The organism is Petrotoga sibirica DSM 13575 (assembly GCF_002924625.1).
Classification (GTDB): Bacteria; Thermotogota; Thermotogae; order Petrotogales; family Petrotogaceae; genus Petrotoga; species Petrotoga sibirica.
Genome location: NZ_JAHC01000040.1, coordinates 18,583 through 39,090 on the forward strand (window position 1 = coordinate 18,583; position 20,508 = coordinate 39,090).

Sequence of the window (20,508 nt, forward strand, 5' to 3'; positions counted from 1 at the left end):
TTGCGTTATTTTAGATGTTAATCTGTGAGCAGATTTACGTCTTCAGCAGCCCATAATATCATTTGTTTGGCTTGTTTTACGTTTTTAGTAGTTACTAAGTTGTTAATGGCATCGTTGAATGACGTGACGAATGCTTCAGGAGCAGCAGAACCGTGAACGATGGATGGTGATATGATGAGAGTTCTGAAATCCTCAGCTGTTTCTATCAGATATGGATCGTCTCCTGGGTCTGCGTCAATTCTTGCAGGTATAGCACCTTTAATTGGATTAAATACTGATTGAGCCCTTGTAGAAGCCAAATATTTCAGGAAGATTAGTGCATTTTCTCTATTTGGGGCATTCTTTGGTAACCCGAAGGTGTCGGATACGAGTACAAATACAGCTTGTGTGCCAGGTAATTCGAACCATCCAAAGTCTTCGCCTGGTATCAAACCTAAGGTTTTGAAGTATCCTTCTGCCCAGTCACCCATTAAATTGAAAACGGCTTTGCCTTCATATAACAATCTTGCAGCATCTTGCCATGCTAAAGCTGCATGATCTACGTTAACGTAATCCATAAGTTGTACCATTTTTTCTAATGTACTGTCAAGCCTTTCATCGTTGAACGATAGTTCACCGTTAAATAAGTCGTTGTAATTTTTAGCTCCAAATTCGGCTACCATAAGATTCTCAACAAGTTGACCTGCAGGCCATTTGTTTTTATCTCCTAAAGCAAGTGGAGTGTAACCAGCAGCTTTTGCTTTTTCTAAAGCTTTTATGAATTCATTCCATGTCTGCGGTTCTTTAGTTAAACCTATTTCGTTAAATAATTTCTTGTTGTAGAATACAACATTGCTTCTATGCACTGTCAAAGGGATTGAATAAACTTCACCTTGATAACTTACTATGTCTATTAAACCTTCAGGAAATTTATCGTAGACTCTCCAAGCTTTTAGATATTCTGTTAAAGGTTCCATGAGTCCTGGAATTACGTATGTATCTGTTAACTCCCAACCAGCGTGTACTTGGAATGTGTCGGGTGGGTTTCCACCGAGCATTCTTGTTTTTAATACTGCTTTAGCGTTTGTTCCTGCTCCACCGGCAACAGTTGCGTTGATTACCTGAATGTTTGGATATAATTCATTAAAATCTTGAATAGTTGCTAGCAGAGCCTCTTCTTCTCCTCCACCTGTCCACCAGCTGAATATCTCTACCTGCCCACTTTGGGCAAAAATCATGGTGAAACTTAATACACTTAGAAGTACTATGCCTACTAACTTTTTCATACTACTCTACCTCCTCGTTTAATATGTATGGATATGAAACTTAAAAAATGGTACTAAAAATCTGTTTTTTGTTTTTTTATTATTTCTTTTGTAAAGAGATACCCTAATGCTAAAATAGTACCAGGATGATTAACAAGGGAAGATTCCCTCCCCCCTCTTTGAGAATTTGTAATGCCTTTAGAAATTCAAAAACTTGCCTTAATGCTTCTTCCTCCCCTCCTTGAAAATTGGATGAAAATCTTTTTATTTCTATAAATCTATGAAAAAGTTTTATTATCAAAAATCGAACATGTTTATATGCGATATTAGATTTTGTGATATTTCATACAATTTTTTACTATTTCCCATTATTTCATTTGTGCTTTCTTGTTGTTCTTTAATATTGTTGAAGTTTTTGTTGAGGTTTTCCATTATACTCTGTATAGATTTTTCCACTTTTTGCATTGCTGTGCTCATCTCTTGCGCACTTGCACTTTGTTCTTGCGCACCTGCAGTCATGTTTTCTATCCCTTGGTCCATCCTTTCTATCCTTTCTTTTATCCGGTTGAAACTTTTCTGTACATCCTCCATCTTTTCGTTTATTTCCCCTATCGTTCCTACTACCTTGTTCGTCGATTCGTTTACTTTGTTCGTCCCTTGCGTTATGTTGGTTAATATTTCAGATATTTCATCCGTTGCATTCCTTGATTCTTCTGCTAATTTCCTTATCTCATCCGCTACTACCGCAAATCCTCTTCCTGCTTCTCCTGCCCTTGCCGCTTCTATCGCTGCGTTTAGTGCCAAAAGGTTCGTTTGTTCCGTTATCGAGTTTATCGTTTCTACTATACTTTGTACGTTCTTGGCATTGCTTGCAAGTGTTTCTACTTCTTTTTGACTTTCTTTTGTCCTTTCTACCGCTTCTTTCACAGCTTGACTTATGCTTTCTATCGTTTTGCTTCCTTCTTCTGCAGCTTTACTTGTTTCATCTGCTTCTTCACTTAGTCTTTGCGCGTCTTGGGATACACCTTGTGCCGCCCTTGCTACTTCGTCTACCCCTGACGTTACTTCTTGAGTGAAGGCCGCAGAGTCTTCTAAGTCATTTTGTATGCTTTCAGTTTGATTTAAAATGCCTTTGTTACTTTTTGATAATTTCTCTGAAATATTGGAGAGTTCATTAGAAAATTTTTCGATATTGATACTTATTTCCTTGACACCTGATAAAGAAGATTTCAAAGTTTTTAACATGTTCGATAATTCTTCTGAAATTGTTCCTATTTCATCGTTTTCACAAGTATTGAAATCAACATTTAAATTTCCTTGCTCTATTAAATTTACTTTGTTTTTCAATGATTGGATTGGTCTAGTAATGGATCGCATAAAGAAGATTGATAAAAGGATAGCTAAAACAATTACTATTAGAGCAATTAAAGCTATATTGAAAGATCGTTTTAATGGTTCGTACATAATGTCTTGAGAATCGACTGCGGAAAATATAATCCATCTTAAGTCTGGTATTTTTAGATAGTAAATGTATTTATCTTCTTGATTTATAATACCCTTATCTTCAGTAATAATTGGAATTACTAAATTCTCATTATCTTTTGTGGAAACTAATATATTGTTTTCTTCATCAACAATATAATTTATTTGTGAACTATAAGAAGTAGATGATATGATGTTTTTGAAAGTTTCATAATCTATATCTAATCCTAAAATTCCTTCTCTGGACGAAGCAACAAATTTTGTAGCAAAAGTTAAAGTTGGTTTATTTGAAAAAGATTGGACATGCGAAGTAGTTAATATTGTTTTGTCTTCCGATGCAGCTGTTTGTGCCCATATACTACTTAAAGGATCATACTTTTGAGATATTTCAACTTCTGGTTCGATTATAAAAGAGCCATCTTGTAATACTACGTAAATATATTCTATTTCTGAAAAGGAGTTGACTACGTTTGAGAAATTCTGAAACATCCAGTTTAATCCGTTTTTTTCAAGGTTGCTAGATACGTATTCTGTCAATTCATGCACAGGGTTTAAGAACTTAAGAATAGCTTCTTTTTCTGTTTGTAATTGATTTAAAATATTATTTTCTGTATTTTCTTGAATAGTTGTGTAGTAATTGTAAAAGCTAAAAATGGAAATTAAGATCAATGGAATTATGGATGTGACGATAATTAAAAAGTATAACTTTGTTCTTATTTTCATAATATTTAGCCCCCTAAGATGTAAGGTTTAAGTTTTTTACCTAAGGTTGTTATAAGATATGTTTTAGTCATTGTTTAGCAAAAACTGGTAGGGAGAAGCTACGATATGTTCAATTGCAATTGAGGCTGCACCTGACAAAATAGCATCTTCTTTCTTTGAAGCAACTAGAATTTGTGGGATTTCATCTGAAAAAGTATATTGCTCTACTATTTTTTTTATTTCTCTAATAATAGAATTCCGTGCTTTTAAAATTCTTCCACCTATAATTACCGATTCAGGATCAATCGTATTTACCAGGTTCACTATCCCGATGGCTAAAAATTTACTGATTTCATCAATTGCTTTTTTAATTTCATCAGACTTTTTTGATTCATTTAAAATTATCTCTAATGGTAAATTAAATTCATCTGCTAACCTTGATAAACCTCCAAAATTTTCCAAAGGAATTAAATCTTCAGTTATGGCTGTATGGCCTATTTCTCCAGCAGAATTAGAAGTTCCCGAATATAACTTTCCGTTTATGATAATTCCTGCGCCGATTCCAGAATCACCTACAATAAAAACATAATTGTTAAATTTTTTTCCATGTCCAAACCACTTTTCACCCAAAACAGCACTGTTTGCATCATTTTCTAGCCATATTGTTTTTTCATAGTGTTCTTCTAAATGTTCAACGAGTGGGTAATCTTTTAGCAAGGGGAAAGGATGAACTGATCGTAAAATTCTTTTTTGGCTATCTATCAATCCAGGCATAGCGATACCCATACCCTTAATTTTGTTGAAATCTACTCTGGAGTTATTGATCAATTCGTCGATTATTAAAATTAGATTTTTTAAAACATCAGTCGGTCTTCCATATGAATTTATTTCTTTTTCAACAATCTTGATTTTTTTTCCTTTAAAATTAAATATTCCCGTACGTACAATGTTTACACCAAATTCAACACCTATAACATAAAAAGCATCTTCTTTGAGCCTTATTAGTGTTCGTTTTCTGCCTAATTTACCATCGACAGTTCCAACTTCCTCTACTAAATCCCTGGAGATTAATTCATTTATGATATTTGTGATAGTAGCGTTTGTTAGACCTGTTATATCAGCTATTTCTGATCTTGTGCTTGTCCCTTTAGAGTTCAATAATTCTAAAACTAAGGATCTATTACGTTCTTTAACTAATTCGATATTGTAGGTTTTATTTGCCATCAGTAAACTCCTTTGCTTTTTATTTATATTAGATTAAGAGACCCTAAAACTTAATTAATAGAATCTCTCTACTTCTTTCCCCGCTCTTCTAAAAAAGGGACCTTCGGTCCACAAAATCATGAGGGTGGGGAGGATTCCGCCCTGTGACCCTTTCAAAATAAAAATTTTTTTTTGAAAATCGTTTTATTTTGAAGTTATTTCTTCTACTTTTAATTTAAATACAATTTTATGCTAATGTCAAGTTTGTTCATGAGTGTTTAGAGACAATTATTACCATTTAAAAGCAATTATTTGGGAATATCTAAGAAAATCATACTTTTTTTATTTAAAAAAATCTGGCCTATATATTTATAGTTTAATACTTGAACGAGCTTGTTGTTTTCATATAAAAACTCCATAGAATACTATTCAATATGCAATAATGTAAGGTTTTAATTTAAAAATAGGTTGGATTGACGCTTTCCTTGAAGTCTTTTATGCAGAAAACTAGAGTTAAAGCTAACTGTAGAATGACACCTTAAATGTGCTGCCAACCATCCATTTTGATTCAAATTCTATTTTATAATTTGCTAGTTCGCATAGATACTTAACCACAGCCAAACCCAACCCCGATCCCTTGGCGTGATTCTTTGCCTCTACGCCACGATAGAACCTTTCAAAAATTCTATTTTGTTCTTCTTCTCTTATGCCTATACCTTCATCTTTTATAATGAGTTGTTCGCCTAGAAAATCAATGTAAATATCAGAATTTTCGTAAGAGTATTTAATCGCATTTGAGAGCAAATTTCTGAAGATTGTGTAGAGTACAAACTTGTCACCTTTTATAGACTGAATTTGACAATTGAATTGTAACTTAACCTTTTTTTCTAATATCTTTTCATAGAGATCATTTACTACTTCATTGTATAGAGTACGTGGATTTATTACTTCTTTTTTTAATTCGTATTCTCCAAATTCTGCTTTCGAAAGAAGGGTTAGTTGAGAAATTATATTTTCTATTCTGTCAAGAGATTCTTCGATTTTGGTAACTTGTTTTAAAAATTGATTGTCTTTCATGAAATCTTTGAGAATTTGAGTATTTCCTTTTGCTATAGTGAGGGGAGTTCTGAGTTCGTGGGATACAGAAGTTATGAAATCTTCTTTCACTTTTTTTAGTAATTCAAATTCTGTTTTGTTTTGTAATATTAGAAGTTGATATTCTTTTTTGTATGTGAGTTTGCAAAACTTGCTGTAACCTTCAAAGAAATATATATTTGTTTCTAATTCATAGTCTTCATTGTTCAATATATGTTTTGCAAGCTGATCGATTTCGTTGAAACTTATGGTGTTCAATAATTCTTTGTTTGTTCCTAATCCCCAAGCTTTGGCTGTGGTATTTGCGTTAAGTATAGTAGTTTTGTTTTCTAACTGTAATACGGCATCTTCTAAAGAATCGAATATTTGAAAATCAAATGAACAGGTATTTTTCATATTTTATTTTCACCGTTGTTATCTACTGTAAAAGCGTTTTTGTTGAACTTGTATCCTACGTTTCTAATAGTTTTTATCCAATCTTTACCGATCTTTGACCTAATCATGCTTATATGTACGTCTATGACTCGGTCTGTAATAAATTCATCTCCAAACCAAATTTTGTCGATAATTTCTTCTCTTGTGTAAACTTTTTCTGAATTTCTGGCTAATAGATCAAGTATTTCGAACTCTTTTGATGTCAATTCAATATTTTTACCTTTGTAAGTTACTAAATAATTGTTTGAATATATTTCCATGGGTCCAAAAACCATTTTACTTTCAGATTTTTTAAGTCTTTTTAATAAAGCCCTAACCCGTGCTGTAACTTCTCTTGGATTGAAGGGTTTAGTGATATAGTCATCTGCTCCTGACTCAATTCCTAAGATTTTTTCTCCATCTGTATTTTTTGCAGAAATAATTATGATGCCTATTTCTCTATTCAATGCACGAACTTTTGGCAATTCATTAACTGCGTCTCCATCCGGTAACATCAAATCTAATAAGATTATGTCGATGTTTGATTCTTTATTCAAAACGTTCCTCATTTGAGATAAAGTACCGGCTTCAAAGATTTCTAAATCTTCTAATCGAAGATAAGTTTTTAGTATATCTCGTATATCTTCATCATCTTCAACAATAAGAACCTTAGGCATGAGAAAGCCTCCGTTTATAGATAGTCCTCGATTTCCTTACCTGTTTCTATGTAAACTATTTCTTCACAAAGATTTGTGGCGTGATCAGCGATTCTTTCAATGTCTCTTGTCAATAATATATATGGTATGATAAGTTCTTTGTTGAATGATTCATCCTCTAATTTTTGCACAGCTATTTTTCGAATTTGTTTTTCTAGGTTGTCTACTTCGTCATCTCTTTTCCAAATTTTCACAGCTTCTTCAATATTTCTTTCTCCGAATGCTTTATATGAGTCCTTTATCATCTCTAAAGATATACCGAACATCTTTTTTATTTCTTTAGTATTTACTATGTCTTTTAGATCAATATGCGCATAGATTTTAGTTTTTTCAGCAATATTGCAAGAAAGATCACCTATTCTTTCAAGATTGTTTGCGAACTTTATCATTGTTACTGCGTAACGTAAATCTTTTGCTAAAGGACGAAATCTGGCTACGATTTGATAGACTGACTCTTCAATTTGGCGGTTTAAATCATCTATTTGATCATCTGCTTTTAAGACTTTTTCGGCTAATTCAAGGTTTTTATCTTCTAAAGCTTTGATAGAATTTTCAAAGGATCTTAAAACGACGGTTAAAAGCTTAGATATTTCACTTGTTAATCGTGTCATTTCAGTTTCAAAATGTGTGTAATCCATCTATTCCACTCCCCATTTTCTTGTATAATTTCTATTGTTTTTTTAACTATTCAATTTTTAGCTAATTCTACCATTTAAATAATCTTCTGTCAATTGTTCTTTGGGACTTTTTATAATGTCTTCTGTTTTTCCGGATTCTATAAGTTCTCCTTGAAACATAAAATACATATAATCTGAAATTCTTATAGCTTGGGCTAGGTTATGAGTTACAATAATTATAGTATAATTTTCGGATAGGTGTTCAATTAGATTCTCAATTTTTTGCGTAGCTATAGGGTCTAGGGCAGATGTGGGTTCGTCTAATAAGATTATTTCAGGATCAACAGCAATGGCTCTAGCAATACATAAACGTTGTTGTTGTCCACCAGAGAGAGAACTAGCTGGTTTGTCGAGATCGTCTTTTACTTCATCCCATAACGCTGCCCTTTTTAGAGCCGTTTCAACGATTGCATCCATTTTTCTTCCATTTCTTTTTGTATGTAACTTTACACCGAATGCGATGTTTTCATAAATAGTCATTGGAAAAGGTACTGGTTTTTGAAAAACCATTCCTATTTTTTTTCTCAACAATGATAAATCAATGTTATTTTCATATATATTTTTACCATCAAATATTATTTCTCCATTGGTTCTATATCCAGGAATTTCATCGTTGATTCTATTTATACTTCGCAACAATGTGGATTTTCCACAACCTGAAGGACCTATTATTGCACTAACTTTTTTCTTTTTAATTTCCATATTTATATCTTTTAAAGCTTGTTTTTGAGCGTACCAACCATTAAAATTTTTGATTTCTATAACAATTTCTTTTTCTGTACTCAACTTTTTTGTTTTCCTCCTCTTACTTTAAACGCTATCGAATATATGACTAAAATAAGTATTATTAAAAATGCGGATGTTGCTTTTGCCATCCATTGTGCATTTTCTCCATATGCCATGGTTATAAAATATATGTGAGTTGGAAGAGTCATAACAGGATCGAGTAGAGATTTTGGTAACTGAGTTGAATAAAAGACTGCACCAGTCAATAAAACAGGGGCGGTTTCTCCAATAACCCTTCCAGTGCCAATTAATATTGCGGTTATTATTCTATTTTTTGCTGCTGGAAACAGTATTTTGTAAATAGTTTCTGTTTTTTTTGCTCCTAAAGCATAGGCTGATTCCCTTAATTCTCTTGGTAGAGATGTAAGGGCTTCTTTTACCGATGAGGATATTACAGGTAAAGTCATTATAGCTAAAGTTAAACTTCCACTGAGAAGCGATGTTCCAAATCCAAGAGTTATTGAAAAAAGAGCTAATCCAAACAATCCATAGACAACAGAAGGAACACCAGATAAAGAGGTAACGGATATGTCAATTATTCTTCCTAATCTTGATTTTGATCCATATTCTGAGAGGAAGGTACCAGTGAGAACTCCTATTGGAATGGATAATAATAGAATGAAAAATATCATCAAAAAACTTCCCAATATAGCCGGTCCTATTCCACCGGCTGTCATTCCTTGACTGGGGTATTCTAAGAAAAAAGAAGGATTAAAATATCTTGCACCATCTACTATAACTATTACAATTATTGACAATATTATACCAAACGCAATATAACTTATGATTCTGAAAATGATTGAAATTATTGAATCTATTCCTGTTTGTTTCTTCATTTTTTTCAACTCCTCGTTACTCTCCTAGATATCATCGTTAGAATAAAAGATATCATTAGTAAAATCAAACCGGCAACGAATAAAGCAGAGTAATGAATACTTCCAATCGGCACTTCTCCCATCTCACTTGCTATAGCAGCGGTTAAAGGTCTAACCGGATCCCATATTGATCTAGGAATTATAGCAGCTCCTCCAGCAACCATTAATACAACTATAGTTTCCCCTATAATTCTATTTATTGTTAGAATTATTGAATTTAAAATTCCTGATAGTGCTGCTTTGCTTACTATTCTAAATCCAGCAGTGAACCTACTTGCTCCCAAGGCTAATGCACTTTCTTTTAGACTGATATCAATTGCTGATAATGCTTCCTGCATAAGTGAAGCGGCGTATGGTAGGGATAAAATAGATAGCCCAATTGCTGCTAATAGTAAATTACCTAAGGACCAAGCTCCAAAATTCATAAGGATAGGTGAAACATAAATAAATAAGAATGTACCAATTATAACAGTGGGTACTCCAGATAGCAAATCTATTGCTGATTTTATAATTTTTTGTTCTGTGTTTGTGGCATAATCGTACAAGAAAAATGCAATTATATACCCTATGGGTATAACCATAATAGAAGCGAAGCCCGTTAATATGAAAGACCCTACTATCATTGCCAACATGCCATATTCTGGTGGATCATATGTTGGATACCAGTATTTACTAGTAAAAATCTCAGCCCCAACTTCCGTCAGGGCTGGAATAGTTTCTCTTATGATAAAGATGAATAGACCAATTAATGCTACTATTCCCACCATTGCGACCGCGGTAATTATACTTTGATTTATAATATTTTTGAAATCTCGTCTATTCACAAATAAAGCACTCCTTTTAAAGGATTAACTTTTAAAATCCGTATGCTGCTACATACCCGGCCTGTTCAACTAATTCTTGACCTCGTTTTGATAGCCCAAATGTCAAATACTGTTTTACCGGTCCAGTTTCAGGGTAACCGTTTGTTCCATCAACAAACATATACAATGGTCTTGAAATTGGATAAACAGAATTTAAAATATTCAGTTTTGTTGGTTGTACACCATCAACAGATAAAACCTTTACGTCGTTAGTTACATACCCTACTCCTGTATAAGCTATCGCATATTGGTTTTTAGCAACTGATTGAATTTCTGCTTGTGTTGATTCCAGCATTTGAACTGTTGGTACCATTCTTTCACCTTTTAAAACTTTTTCTACGAATGTTTCGTAGGTCCCAGAGGCGGAGTTTCTTGAATATACGACAATCCTTTGGTTTGGTAAATTTGGATTCAATTGGTTCCACCTTGTGATTTTACCAGTGTAAATCTTTGCCAATTCTTCTATAGAGATTTCATCTATTCCAAGATTAGGATTAACAATAACAGCTATTCCATCGTATCCTAAAACTACGGGGATGAAATACTTTCTTTTTTCGGACATTTGTTCCAATTCTGATTCTTTAAGCCATCTGCTCGAGTTTGCGATGTGTGTTGTTCCGTTGAATAAAGCAGAAATACCTGTTGAAGATCCTGCACCTTCCAATGTTATTGATAAATCTGGATACATATCTTTTAGCTCTTCTATCCAGAGTTGTGCTACTGGAAAGATCGTGTTTGAACCTTTTATAACAAGTGTTTCTGCGAAACTGAAAAGGGCTATACCCACTAAAACTAAAGTTAATAATACCTTCTTCACAATAATTCCCTCCTTAATTTAAGTTTTTCAATGTAATCATAACAATCTTTTTTTTGGATAAAATCAAGTGATGTTAAGAAATATTAAGGAGGAACTCCACTTATATTTAAACATACTGTATGAGCTTAAAAAATAAAATTGATATTACATTTTGATAAATTTTTTTGTCTTTAATTTTTTTCAATAATTCAAAAATTTGTGCTATAATTATATTGTACCTTAATTTACAAGACCTAATTGAGCTTTTTTAGAAACGTTAAGAGGTGTTTGATTATGTTGATTGAATCGAAAAGTTATGAGAAAGAGGTTGAAAAACTATTAAGTGTTAGGTTTACCCAGAGAGAAAGAGAAAGACTAAGAGTCGCTTATGATTTGGCCGAAACTGCTCATGGTGGTCAGTATAGAGATTCTGGAGATGAATTTTTTGAGCATCCAAAAAATGTTGGATTGATACTCGCCGGTTTAAAAATGGATGTAGATACTATAATAGCTGGTCTTTTGCACGATGTAGTTGAAGATTGCGGCGTTCCAATAGATAAAATAAAAGAACTTTTTGGAGTCGATGTTGCCAATATAGTTTTAGGCGTTACCAAGATCAGTAATCTAAAGCTTAATGAACGGCTAAACGAAAAAGACATGAAGTCTTTAGAGAAAGTTGAAACTATACGAAAGATGCTTTTCGCTATGTCTGAAGACATAAGAGTCATTATCGTAAAATTGGCTGATAGATTACATAATATGAGAACTTTGGAATTTGTCGACAGAAAAAAGCAAATAGCCAAAGCAGATGAAACTTTAAAAATATACGCGCCTATAGCCCATAGATTGGGTATTTATAAGATCAAGGAAGAATTGGAAGATTTATCTTTTCGTTATTTGTATCCAGATACGTATTTTGATTTAAAGTCTAAAATCGAGGAAAAATTAAGACTTGGACAAAATAGATTGAATGAATATGCCCAGATTATTAAGCATGAGCTTGATAATCAAAAAATCAAAGCAACTGTTGAGGGACGTTCTAAACATTTATATAGTATATGGGATAAAATGATTCGAAAAGGGGAAACTTTAGATGAAATCTATGATTATATTGCTCTTAGGATAATTACCGAAGATCAGAATAAATGTTACGCAGCTTTGGGAATAATACATTCTATTTGGTCCCCTATTCCAGGAAGGATAAAAGATTATATTGCAACTCCTAAATTTAACGGTTACAAATCTCTACATACCACTGTTATAACCCATAAAGGAGATCCATTAGAAATCCAAATTCGAGATTGGAAAATGCATGAAGAAGCCGAATACGGTTTGGCTGCTCATTGGGTTTATAAAGAGGGTGTTAGTCCTGAAAAATTGAAATTTCTCAATGATTTGATGGAGTTGCATAGATATATAGCTCAAAATGCTTTTGAATTGAAAGATATCGAAACAAACCTTCTCTCAAAAGAAATTTTTGTATTTACACCTAAAGGAGAAATAATTCATTTACCCAGAGGAGCCACACCTATTGATTTTGCTTTCGCTATTCATACTGAGGTTGGCAATCATTTTTCTGGTGCGAAAGTCAACGGTAAGTTAGTTCCTATCTCACACAAATTGCAGACTGGCGATATAGTAGAGATACTAATCAACAGGAATTTTCAGGGACCTAGCATTGATTGGTTAAAATATGCTCGGTCGCCTAAAACCATATCAAAGATCAAAAAATATTACCGACAAAAAAATGAAGTAGAGTTAATAGAAAGAGGGAAAGACAAGTTTAGAGAGCTCTCTAAAAAGCTTAATTTTTCCATGGATGAAATTCTTGAAAAGTTGAAGGAAATAGGATTTTACATTAAATACAACATAAAAAGTGACGAAGAATTTTTTATAAAATTATCTTTAGAAGATATCAGTATTAACACGATTAGAAATATTTTCACCCTAAGCGAAAAAGAAGAAGAGAAACTGGTACCTGCAGTTGAAAAATCTATTTCGAATAGAAAAGGTATCTCCGTTCTTGTTGACGGTGAAGAGGGAGTTGAAAGCTATTTTGCAAAATGTTGTATGCCTGTTCTAGGAGATGAAATTATAGGTGTGATAACTCGAAGAGGAATCGGTATACATAGAAAAGATTGTAATAATATTCAGGATATCGATGAAACTAAAAAAGTGACTGTTGCGTGGAACGAAAACAATCAAAATAAATTTTTGACCGTGTTATTGATAGATGTGGAGAGCAAAAATGTTATAAATAACGTAAGAAACGTTATAAATAATGAAGGTGGACATATAGAAAAATTCGAAATGAGGAGTAATTCTAATTTCCTTAACCTTAGAATATATTTGTCCGTTCAGAATTTAAAACATCTGAGTCTTTTAAGTAATAAATTAAAAAATTCTAAGGGTGTTTATTCTGTTAGGAGGGTATAATTTGAGGGCTGTAGTTCAAAGAGTTGCACAAGCATCTGTTACTGTTTCTGATAATATTGTTGCGCAAATAGAAAAAGGACTTCTGGTTTTCTTGGGTATTTCAAAGAGCGATCAAGAATCAGATATTAGTTGGATGACTGATAAGATAGTAAATCTGAGAATTTTTGAGGACGATCAAAACAAAATGAATAGATCTTTACTAGATGTTAATGGTGAATTGCTTATTGTGTCTCAGTTTACTTTATACGGTGACTGTAGAAAAGGGAGAAGACCATCTTTTACTGATTCCGCAAGTCCGGATGATGCTAGAGCCCTCTACGATAAGTTCCTTTCATTCCTTAAAGAAAAGTACACTATAAACGTTCAACAAGGGGAATTTCAAGCTCATATGAGAGTAAATATTGTCAACGATGGTCCAGTGACTTTACTTTTAGATTCACAGAAGCTGTTTTGACTTTAATAAATATCATTTGATCGGAGGGATTTTATGAAAGAAGTTGAAGTTACGGTTTTTGTCTACAACGAAGATCCATTCGAGGCGCATATTTCTTCTGAAGGTGTAGAATCAGGAGTTAATCAATCTAATGTGCATAAAATATATTTAGGTTACGAAAAACCTCAAAAAGGTGTGGTTGTTAAATTCAAACTACCTAACGGTGAAAAAAAATACGTTAGGGGTTAATAGATGACTCTATTTCTTTTATAATTTCACTAATATCAATTGGAGAGAAGTATAATATCTCCTTTTTTATTGATTCAAAGGTTTTTATAAAGTATTTATTTTGGTTCCCTGTACTTATTTCCAGGAAACACTCTATTAATGCTGCTATTAAATCCGAAGTTTTCACGTATGGTCCATAATCATTTTCAAACGGGGCATATATGTGATTTTCAAATTTTTTAATCTTCTCTTTTAGTATACTTTTATGGTTGTACCAATCTTTAATGAAGTCTTTTTCTATTTCTCCAATTATTTCTTCTAAGCCGCTTACTTTTCTTTTAGTCGGGCTTATCACGTCACCTGTAAATGCTTCCGGCAAATCATGGAGTATCGAAGCAATCATAATATCGTAAATTTCTTTCACTTGCAAATTAGCTTTTAGAGCTAAGATGTAAGAAATTAGAAAAACGAAAAAGGTATGTGAAGCTACCGAACTTTTGATATTTCTATGATTTTTATTCCACCTTGTCATAGTTACAAGTCTTGTGGATATCTCTAATAGTTCATGAGCTAATTCTTCTATCTCTTTTTTATCTTGTATATTCATTTTTTTTATTTTCGTTTGATTTTTTGTTTTAGGCTCTGTGTAATATTCGGGAAATACTCTTTCGTTAATACTGGCTTCTTTTTGAGCGACGAGAAGGTTTATCATTCTAACTTTTTTTTCAGTTTCTTCATCAAAAGTATAATGAATTAATAGTTTTGGGCTAATATTGCTATCAAAATTCGATTCTACTTCTTTATAGGTTTTGTTAATGACTTCATCCCAAAGTTTTTTGCCTTTTTCTTCAATCTTGCTTTTGGTAGCCAATGATATGTCTGATAATACTATTTTAGGAATCGCTTCATATATTTTGTTGTGAAGTATTTTTACCAATTTTTCTTCTGGTTCTTCAGAAAATACAAATAAACTTAAAAGAAGATTGTTGTATATATTGTCAGATTCGCTAAATCTTACAATTGCAGGATTGTTGTTCCATCTGTAAACTGTAAACAAATTAGAACTTTCTAAAAGAAAATTACCGATGTTCATAAAGAGATCTGCAAGGAACTCATCACTTCTTTAAGAGGCGGAAGCCCGTTTCAGTGATGAGAGGAATGCAGAATTTTCCCTCCTTTCCCATAATAGAGTTTTAGTTTTACTTACCAGGATTAAATCTTTGCTTTTCGCACTTCTATGAATTACAGTGCCATCAAGTTTTCTTATATCAAAATATCCAGTTGAACGTCTTCCAAATATGAAACATTCAATACCCTTGTATTTTACTTTATCAAACAATCTAAAACCATGTACTAGATAAGGTGCTTGGTTAAGTTTTCTTATTCCTCCCTTTAGAATTTTAGCTTTGTGTATTTGTCTATTGTGTTGTCTAACCATTTTAATGTGATAATAATTCTCTAATTGTTTTGCTTGAGGATGACCACTGATACATAAGGCGTCTATTCTATGTGTTTTAGGTAGGTTGTTCTGTATCCTTGTTTTTTTAGTGATATATCCATAAGTTAGATGAACATTAGGGTATAGCGTTTTTAATCTATTGTATAATGTCCATCTCATAATACCCATAAATGTAGCATCTTTAAACTTTTGTCCTCTTTTAAAATTCAATTTAATTTTCCCATTGTGGCAATTCTTATGACATGTTTCGCATAATGTAATTAAATTATTCGGTGCGTTTCCACCTATTTGCCTACTTTTGATGTGGTGAACATTGAGTCTTTTATCTTTGGTTTTGCCTTTGCAGTGTTGACAGGTATAATTATCTCTCCATAGAACATATTCCCTTACATTCTAAAAAGCTAATTGTTCCCCTTGTTGGTATTGTTTGCCTTCAATGTTAGGATTCTTAATCTTTTGTATATCGAAGCTTGCAACTTCTACTACAACTTTTGTAATAGGAAGCAAATGATGAAGTAGATCAATCAGCTTAATGTGCGATTTTATTTTATGTTCTACCGATGGTGCAAGCTATCCTTTGTTTTTACTGTGAACACGATTAAAAAAACGTGGTTTTCTATACCTTGTTTTTCTGAAACGTCTATCTCTACGATACTGTCGTTTCTGAGCTAAAAGTTTAGTTATGTCGTCCCTTGTTTCAACTTCTGCTGCTAAAAGCTCTTTCTTCTCAGTAGTAGCAGACAAACCTACAGTTTTACTTCCTGCATCTATTCCCAGAGTAATAGGTTGTTTATAGCCGCTACTACCATAGAGGAGTTGAATGGTAAAAGGTTCTTTTCTAACAACCTTAGCTTTACCATCTTTAAGTAGTTTTCTTGCCTTTGAAGGTTTACAAGGCATAAGAGGTTTCCCATGTTTGTTTAAAACGTACACTAACATAAAGTGCATCTCCTTAACGGAGTTGTTCTCCTGCCCCAATGTTATATAGGCTTTTTACGTTTAGCTCACTATCCCTACCCCTCAGGATTGTTTAAAGCTAAACAACAGAGCGACGGACTAGGAGAAAGATCCGAAGGTGTTATGACCTATATAACGTAGCCCGATGATCTTCCTTTAGAGGCGTGAGCCTGTTTGATCCTGGCTGAGGGTAGTCAACTAAGGCTTATTCATCATAAGCCTCTGTCTTTATACGGTGGGTAGTTGACTCAATCACCTTCTTCAATTAATTCAATATTTAGCTTTTGCATTTCTTAATTATTTTAACACATTTTTTTATTTATGATTATTTGAATTGATGGTATAATTTAAAATGTATTTTTAATTGTTAATAAGAGAAAGGGGTTTGTATGTGAAAAGTATTTTCATCGCTGGAATTTCTGGATCAATTGGTCAACAAGCATTAGAAGTGTTAAATAAAGGATGGTTTAAAGACAACTTCAAGATAGTAGGAGGATCCGTTTATAAAAGTTGGGATAAATTAAAAAAAGCAATCGATAAATACAATTTGATTAGTGTTGGGATTGTTGAAAATAATGAAAATATTCCTAAAACTTATAATGGATGTCGAGTTTTTACTGGAGTAGATGCTGCTGAAAGGAGCATGGAGTTTTGTAATCCTGATTACTCTTTGATCGCTACTTCCGGTTTTTCAGGTCTGAAAAACACTTTAAAGGCTATCGATGTTTCTCAACGGGTATGTTTGGCAAATAAGGAATCGATTGTGTGTGGTGGCAATTATGTTTTGGATTATGCTAGTAATCTCAAAAAAGAGATAATTCCGGTTGATAGTGAACATAGTGCAATATTTCAACTTTTGATGGGGGAAAGCTCGACTCCTGAAAAAATTATATTAACGGCTAGCGGGGGTGCTTTAAGAGATTACCCAGTTGAAGCCCTTGAAAATGTTTCAGTGGAAGAAGTACTGAACCATCCAGTTTGGTCCATGGGGAAAAGAATAACCGTTGATTCTGCGACGATGGTAAATAAATCTCTTGAATTATTTGAAGCTTATTATTTATTCAAAATAAACAATATCGAGGTAGCCATTAATAGAAACAGTAGAATTCATTCTATGGTTCAATTTTCTGATGGCGTAATTAAGATGCATTACGGACTTGCCGATATGAAAATTCCAATAGCTTTTTCAATTTCTTATCCTGAACGAAATTTTGTTTTTGAAAAACCCGATTTTTTTTCAGAGAAGATACAGTTCGAAAGAGTAGATTTCGATAGATACCCTTCTCTGAAATTAGCTTACAGCATTCTTGGAAATGCTCCTTTACAGGATGCATTTAACGGAGCTGACGAGATTGCAGTGGATAGTTTTTTAAAAGGTCTAATTAAATTTGGAGATATTTATCGTGTGATATACAAAACGGTAAATGAGATGCAAATTCAGTTTTCATTTGCAAATAGCTTGAGTTTTAATAATTTTGATGATATACTTAAAGTGGATAAAATCAGTAGAAATATAGCGAAAAAAAATATTATGGAGGTTACCGAATGACCGTTCTATTATCAATTGTTTGGTTTTTGATTATTATTTCCGTTATTGTAGTTGTTCATGAATTTGGACATTTTATTTTTGCAAAAATTTTCAAGACGAGAGTGGAGGAGTTCTCTATTGGATTTGGACCCGCATTATTCAAAATTCCAGGTAAAGAAACTACCTTTCGATTCAATATTGTTCCTTTGGGTGGATATGTTAGATTGGCTGGTGAAGAAGTATTAGAGGAGGGTTATGAGGATACTGATCCTGCCCTGTTTTACAATAAAAAACCTTTCCAGAAATTTTTGATAGCTTTTGCAGGCCCCTTGTTTTCCTTTCTTTTAGGCTATTTTCTTTTTGTAGGAATAGCCGGTGTTTACGGTTTTCCTGAGGTGATTGTTGAGAGAGTAGGAAAGGACAGTATCGCTGCTCAAGCAGGTCTTGAACCTGGTGATATTATTAAAAAAGCGAACAGTGAGTACGTATTTAATCCTTCGATTTTAGAGATGGAAATAGCGTCTGGGAAACCATTAGATTTAACTGTTATAAGAAATGGGGAAGAAGTTGCAGTTACCTTGAATCCTGAACTTACCAATAAAAGGGCAATTTTTACTTTACAAGGAATCGAAGATACCGAATCGCTCAATCTGAAAAACAAACAGATTGTTTCATTAAATGGCGAAGAAGATTTATATATAGTTATGAGTCGATTGGAAAGTGGTGATCCGATAGAGATACAGTTAGAGGATGGAACTATTATTGAAGGTAAGTTATCTCAATATTCGTATTTCCCACCCACGTATGAAACAGGTATCGTATACGCTACTTTTTCAAATGTTATTGCAAATGGTAACAATGTTTTTCAAGAGGGAGATAAAATAATTGAAATTAACGGGATATCCATTACCAATGGGTCTGATTTGCAAAATGTAATTTATCTAACCCAATTGAATAGTGGAGAATTAATGTTTGCTGTTTCTGCTAAAGAAATTATTAATGAGTATAAGCCTTTTACTGCTAATACTCTTGCATTGCTAATAGAGAGAAATGGGCAGATAATTAATATTAATTTACCCAAAAAAGAATTTTTAGATTTCATCGTTCAACCCGGAGTTTTAGAGGTCCCATACGAAAACTGGCACCCTAAAGGTGTTGAGGCTCTTACTGTTCCAATTCAATGGGCAAATAATTTAATTTCTTTAACGTTTAGATCTTTTGGGCAGTTATTCACCGGCAGGATGAGTGCCGATCAAATAGCCGGCCCCGTTGGAGCAGCTGCCATAATAGGTCAGGCAGCAATGGTTGGATTCGATGCTATTTTAAATTTAACCGCTTTGATAACTATCAGTTTAGGAGTTTTTAATTTGATTCCAATACCTGGTTTAGATGGTGGAAGAATCGTTTTTTCTATCTATGAAATGATAACTAGGAAAAGGGTAAGCCCAAAAGTAGAGGCGATAGTGAATACTATAGGATTTTTATTCTTAATATTTTTGATGATTTTCGTCACTTACAACGATATAATGAGATTTTTCTAATGAGGTGTTTTAAATGTTCTCACAAAAAGTAGTTGATGTTGGTGGGGTTAAAATTGGTGGAAAGTACCCCATTGTTATCCAAAGTATGACGAATACAGATACAGCACATATTGAGAAAACTCTGCTTCAAATTGAACGATTGAAAAATTCTGGTGCTCAGATTGTAAGGGTATCAGTGAGAAGTAAAGATGACATTCAACCATTTAGTGAGATTGTAAAAAGAGCTCAAATACCTTTAGTTGCGGATATTCACTTCGACTACAGATTAGCAATAGATTCTATTAAAGCAGGTGCTTCGAAAGTAAGAATAAACCCGGGCAATATTGGCTCAGATGTTAAAATACGTGAAATAGTTAAAGTTGCTAAGAATTATAACGTCCCAATAAGAGTGGGGTCTAATTCTGGTTCGATTGCTAAGGAATTTTCTGATTTACCAAGACATAAAGCATTGGCTGAAAGCGCTTTAAAAGAAGTTAGATTGTTAGAAAAAGAAGGTTTTTACGATATTGTTGTTTCTGTCAAATCTGTTGATGCAAAAGAAACCTTCGAAGCCAATAAATATCTTTCGGGTTTGATACCTTATCCTTTTCATATCGGAGTTACTGAAGCGGGTGTTTTTGAGGATGCTATTATATTGTCTTCAGCAGGCTTAGGGTCTTTACTTATAAACGACATAGGAGATACAATCAGAATATCCATCAGCGGGGATCCACTCAGAGAAGTTGAAGTGGCAAATGATTTGCTAATAGCCTTAGGTTTAAGAACGGGGGTAAGAGTCATAGCATGTCCTACTTGCGCAAGAGCAGAGATCAATGTTGAAAGTTTAGTCTACGAGGTAAAAAGAATTTTAAAAGACAAAGAGGTTAAAAAAAATATTACGATAGCGGTCATGGGGTGTGTTGTTAACGGTCCTGGTGAAGCTAAGCACTCCGACATTGCTATAGTTGGTACCAAAAATGGATCGGCGGCTTTTTTTCTAAAAGGGGAGCTTTATGGAACCATCAAGAGCAATGAGATAAAAGAGAAGCTTTTTGAAGTTATAGAGTTTTTTCAAAATTCCTAACTGAAGAAGG

Annotated in this window: 17 protein-coding genes and 1 pseudogene; 6 read left to right on the forward strand and 12 right to left on the reverse strand. The window is 33.3% G+C overall.

Annotated features, from left to right (window positions below; translation table 11 throughout):
- Positions 1 to 17: 17 nt before the first annotated feature.
- From AA80_RS09580 to AA80_RS09625, 10 genes are all read right to left on the reverse strand, one after another.
- Positions 18 to 1,265, reverse strand: coding sequence for an ABC transporter substrate-binding protein (locus AA80_RS09580; protein ID WP_103877486.1), 1,248 nt, complete (start codon positions 1,263 to 1,265; stop codon positions 18 to 20).
- A 276-nt stretch (positions 1,266 to 1,541) separates the two neighbouring features.
- Entirely contained in the window at positions 1,542 to 3,449 is a 1,908-nt protein-coding gene (locus AA80_RS09585; RefSeq protein ID WP_103877487.1) for a methyl-accepting chemotaxis protein, read from the reverse strand.
- Between the two features lie 63 nt (positions 3,450 to 3,512).
- On the reverse strand, positions 3,513 to 4,652 hold the full coding sequence (locus tag AA80_RS09590) for an ROK family transcriptional regulator (protein ID WP_103877488.1): 1,140 nt from the start codon (positions 4,650 to 4,652) through the stop codon (positions 3,513 to 3,515).
- Positions 4,653 to 5,150: 498 nt separating this feature from the next.
- Complete coding sequence (locus tag AA80_RS09595; protein ID WP_103877489.1) at positions 5,151 to 6,122, reverse strand: sensor histidine kinase; 972 nt, start codon at positions 6,120 to 6,122, stop codon at positions 5,151 to 5,153.
- Positions 6,119 to 6,817, reverse strand: a complete 699-nt coding sequence (locus tag AA80_RS09600; RefSeq protein WP_103877490.1) for a response regulator transcription factor — start codon at positions 6,815 to 6,817, stop codon at positions 6,119 to 6,121. Before AA80_RS09600 ends, AA80_RS09595 begins: the two co-directional genes overlap by 4 nt.
- A gap of 14 nt (positions 6,818 to 6,831) precedes the next feature.
- Positions 6,832 to 7,494, reverse strand: a complete 663-nt coding sequence (gene phoU / locus AA80_RS09605; protein WP_103877491.1) for a phosphate signaling complex protein PhoU — start codon at positions 7,492 to 7,494, stop codon at positions 6,832 to 6,834.
- 57 nt (positions 7,495 to 7,551) lie between these two features.
- Entirely contained in the window at positions 7,552 to 8,319 is a 768-nt protein-coding gene (gene pstB / locus AA80_RS09610) for a phosphate ABC transporter ATP-binding protein PstB (RefSeq protein ID WP_103877492.1), read from the reverse strand.
- On the reverse strand, positions 8,316 to 9,155 hold the full coding sequence (gene pstA, locus AA80_RS09615) for a phosphate ABC transporter permease PstA (protein ID WP_166667806.1): 840 nt from the start codon (positions 9,153 to 9,155) through the stop codon (positions 8,316 to 8,318). The genes pstB and pstA overlap by 4 nt, the downstream gene beginning before the upstream one ends.
- 5 nt (positions 9,156 to 9,160) lie before the next feature.
- The gene (locus AA80_RS09620; protein ID WP_166667810.1) at positions 9,161 to 9,979 is read right to left on the reverse strand and encodes a PstC family ABC transporter permease; all 819 of its coding nucleotides are present in this window, start codon (positions 9,977 to 9,979) and stop codon (positions 9,161 to 9,163) included.
- Between the two features lie 70 nt (positions 9,980 to 10,049).
- Complete coding sequence (locus AA80_RS09625; protein WP_103877495.1) at positions 10,050 to 10,874, reverse strand: phosphate ABC transporter substrate-binding protein PstS family protein; 825 nt, start codon at positions 10,872 to 10,874, stop codon at positions 10,050 to 10,052.
- 273 nt (positions 10,875 to 11,147) lie between these two features.
- Here AA80_RS09625 and AA80_RS09630 point away from each other — a divergent pair, with 273 nt between their 5' ends.
- Genes AA80_RS09630 through AA80_RS09640 form a run of 3 tightly spaced genes read left to right on the forward strand, consistent with a single transcriptional unit; the run spans position 11,148 to position 13,971 of the window.
- Entirely contained in the window at positions 11,148 to 13,289 is a 2,142-nt protein-coding gene (locus tag AA80_RS09630) for a RelA/SpoT family protein (protein ID WP_103877496.1), read from the forward strand.
- A gap of 1 nt (position 13,290) precedes the next feature.
- Positions 13,291 to 13,743 (forward strand): D-aminoacyl-tRNA deacylase, encoded by a 453-nt coding sequence (gene dtd, locus AA80_RS09635; protein WP_103877497.1) that lies wholly within the window; start codon positions 13,291 to 13,293, stop codon positions 13,741 to 13,743.
- A 33-nt stretch (positions 13,744 to 13,776) separates the two neighbouring features.
- Complete coding sequence (locus AA80_RS09640) at positions 13,777 to 13,971, forward strand: hypothetical protein (protein WP_103877498.1); 195 nt, start codon at positions 13,777 to 13,779, stop codon at positions 13,969 to 13,971.
- On the opposite strand, the gene AA80_RS09645 is transcribed toward AA80_RS09640, so the two are convergent.
- Complete coding sequence (locus AA80_RS09645; RefSeq protein ID WP_103877499.1) at positions 13,961 to 15,043, reverse strand: HD domain-containing protein; 1,083 nt, start codon at positions 15,041 to 15,043, stop codon at positions 13,961 to 13,963. The two genes, AA80_RS09640 and AA80_RS09645, sit on opposite strands and share 11 nt — an antisense overlap.
- 30 nt (positions 15,044 to 15,073) lie before the next feature.
- Positions 15,074 to 16,348: pseudogene (gene iscB / locus AA80_RS10535) on the reverse strand (RNA-guided endonuclease IscB).
- A 409-nt stretch (positions 16,349 to 16,757) separates the two neighbouring features.
- On the opposite strand from iscB, the gene dxr reads away from it, so the two are divergent.
- From dxr to ispG, 3 genes are read left to right on the forward strand one after another with little or no spacing between them, the layout of a single operon-like run.
- Entirely contained in the window at positions 16,758 to 17,915 is a 1,158-nt protein-coding gene (dxr, locus tag AA80_RS09655; RefSeq protein WP_103877500.1) for a 1-deoxy-D-xylulose-5-phosphate reductoisomerase, read from the forward strand.
- Positions 17,912 to 19,435: a site-2 protease family protein gene (locus AA80_RS09660; protein ID WP_103877501.1), complete on the forward strand. Its 1,524-nt coding sequence runs from the start codon at positions 17,912 to 17,914 to the stop codon at positions 19,433 to 19,435. The genes dxr and AA80_RS09660 overlap by 4 nt, the downstream gene beginning before the upstream one ends.
- 13 nt (positions 19,436 to 19,448) lie before the next feature.
- Complete coding sequence (ispG, locus tag AA80_RS09665) at positions 19,449 to 20,498, forward strand: flavodoxin-dependent (E)-4-hydroxy-3-methylbut-2-enyl-diphosphate synthase (RefSeq protein ID WP_103877502.1); 1,050 nt, start codon at positions 19,449 to 19,451, stop codon at positions 20,496 to 20,498.
- Positions 20,499 to 20,508 lie beyond the last annotated feature (10 nt).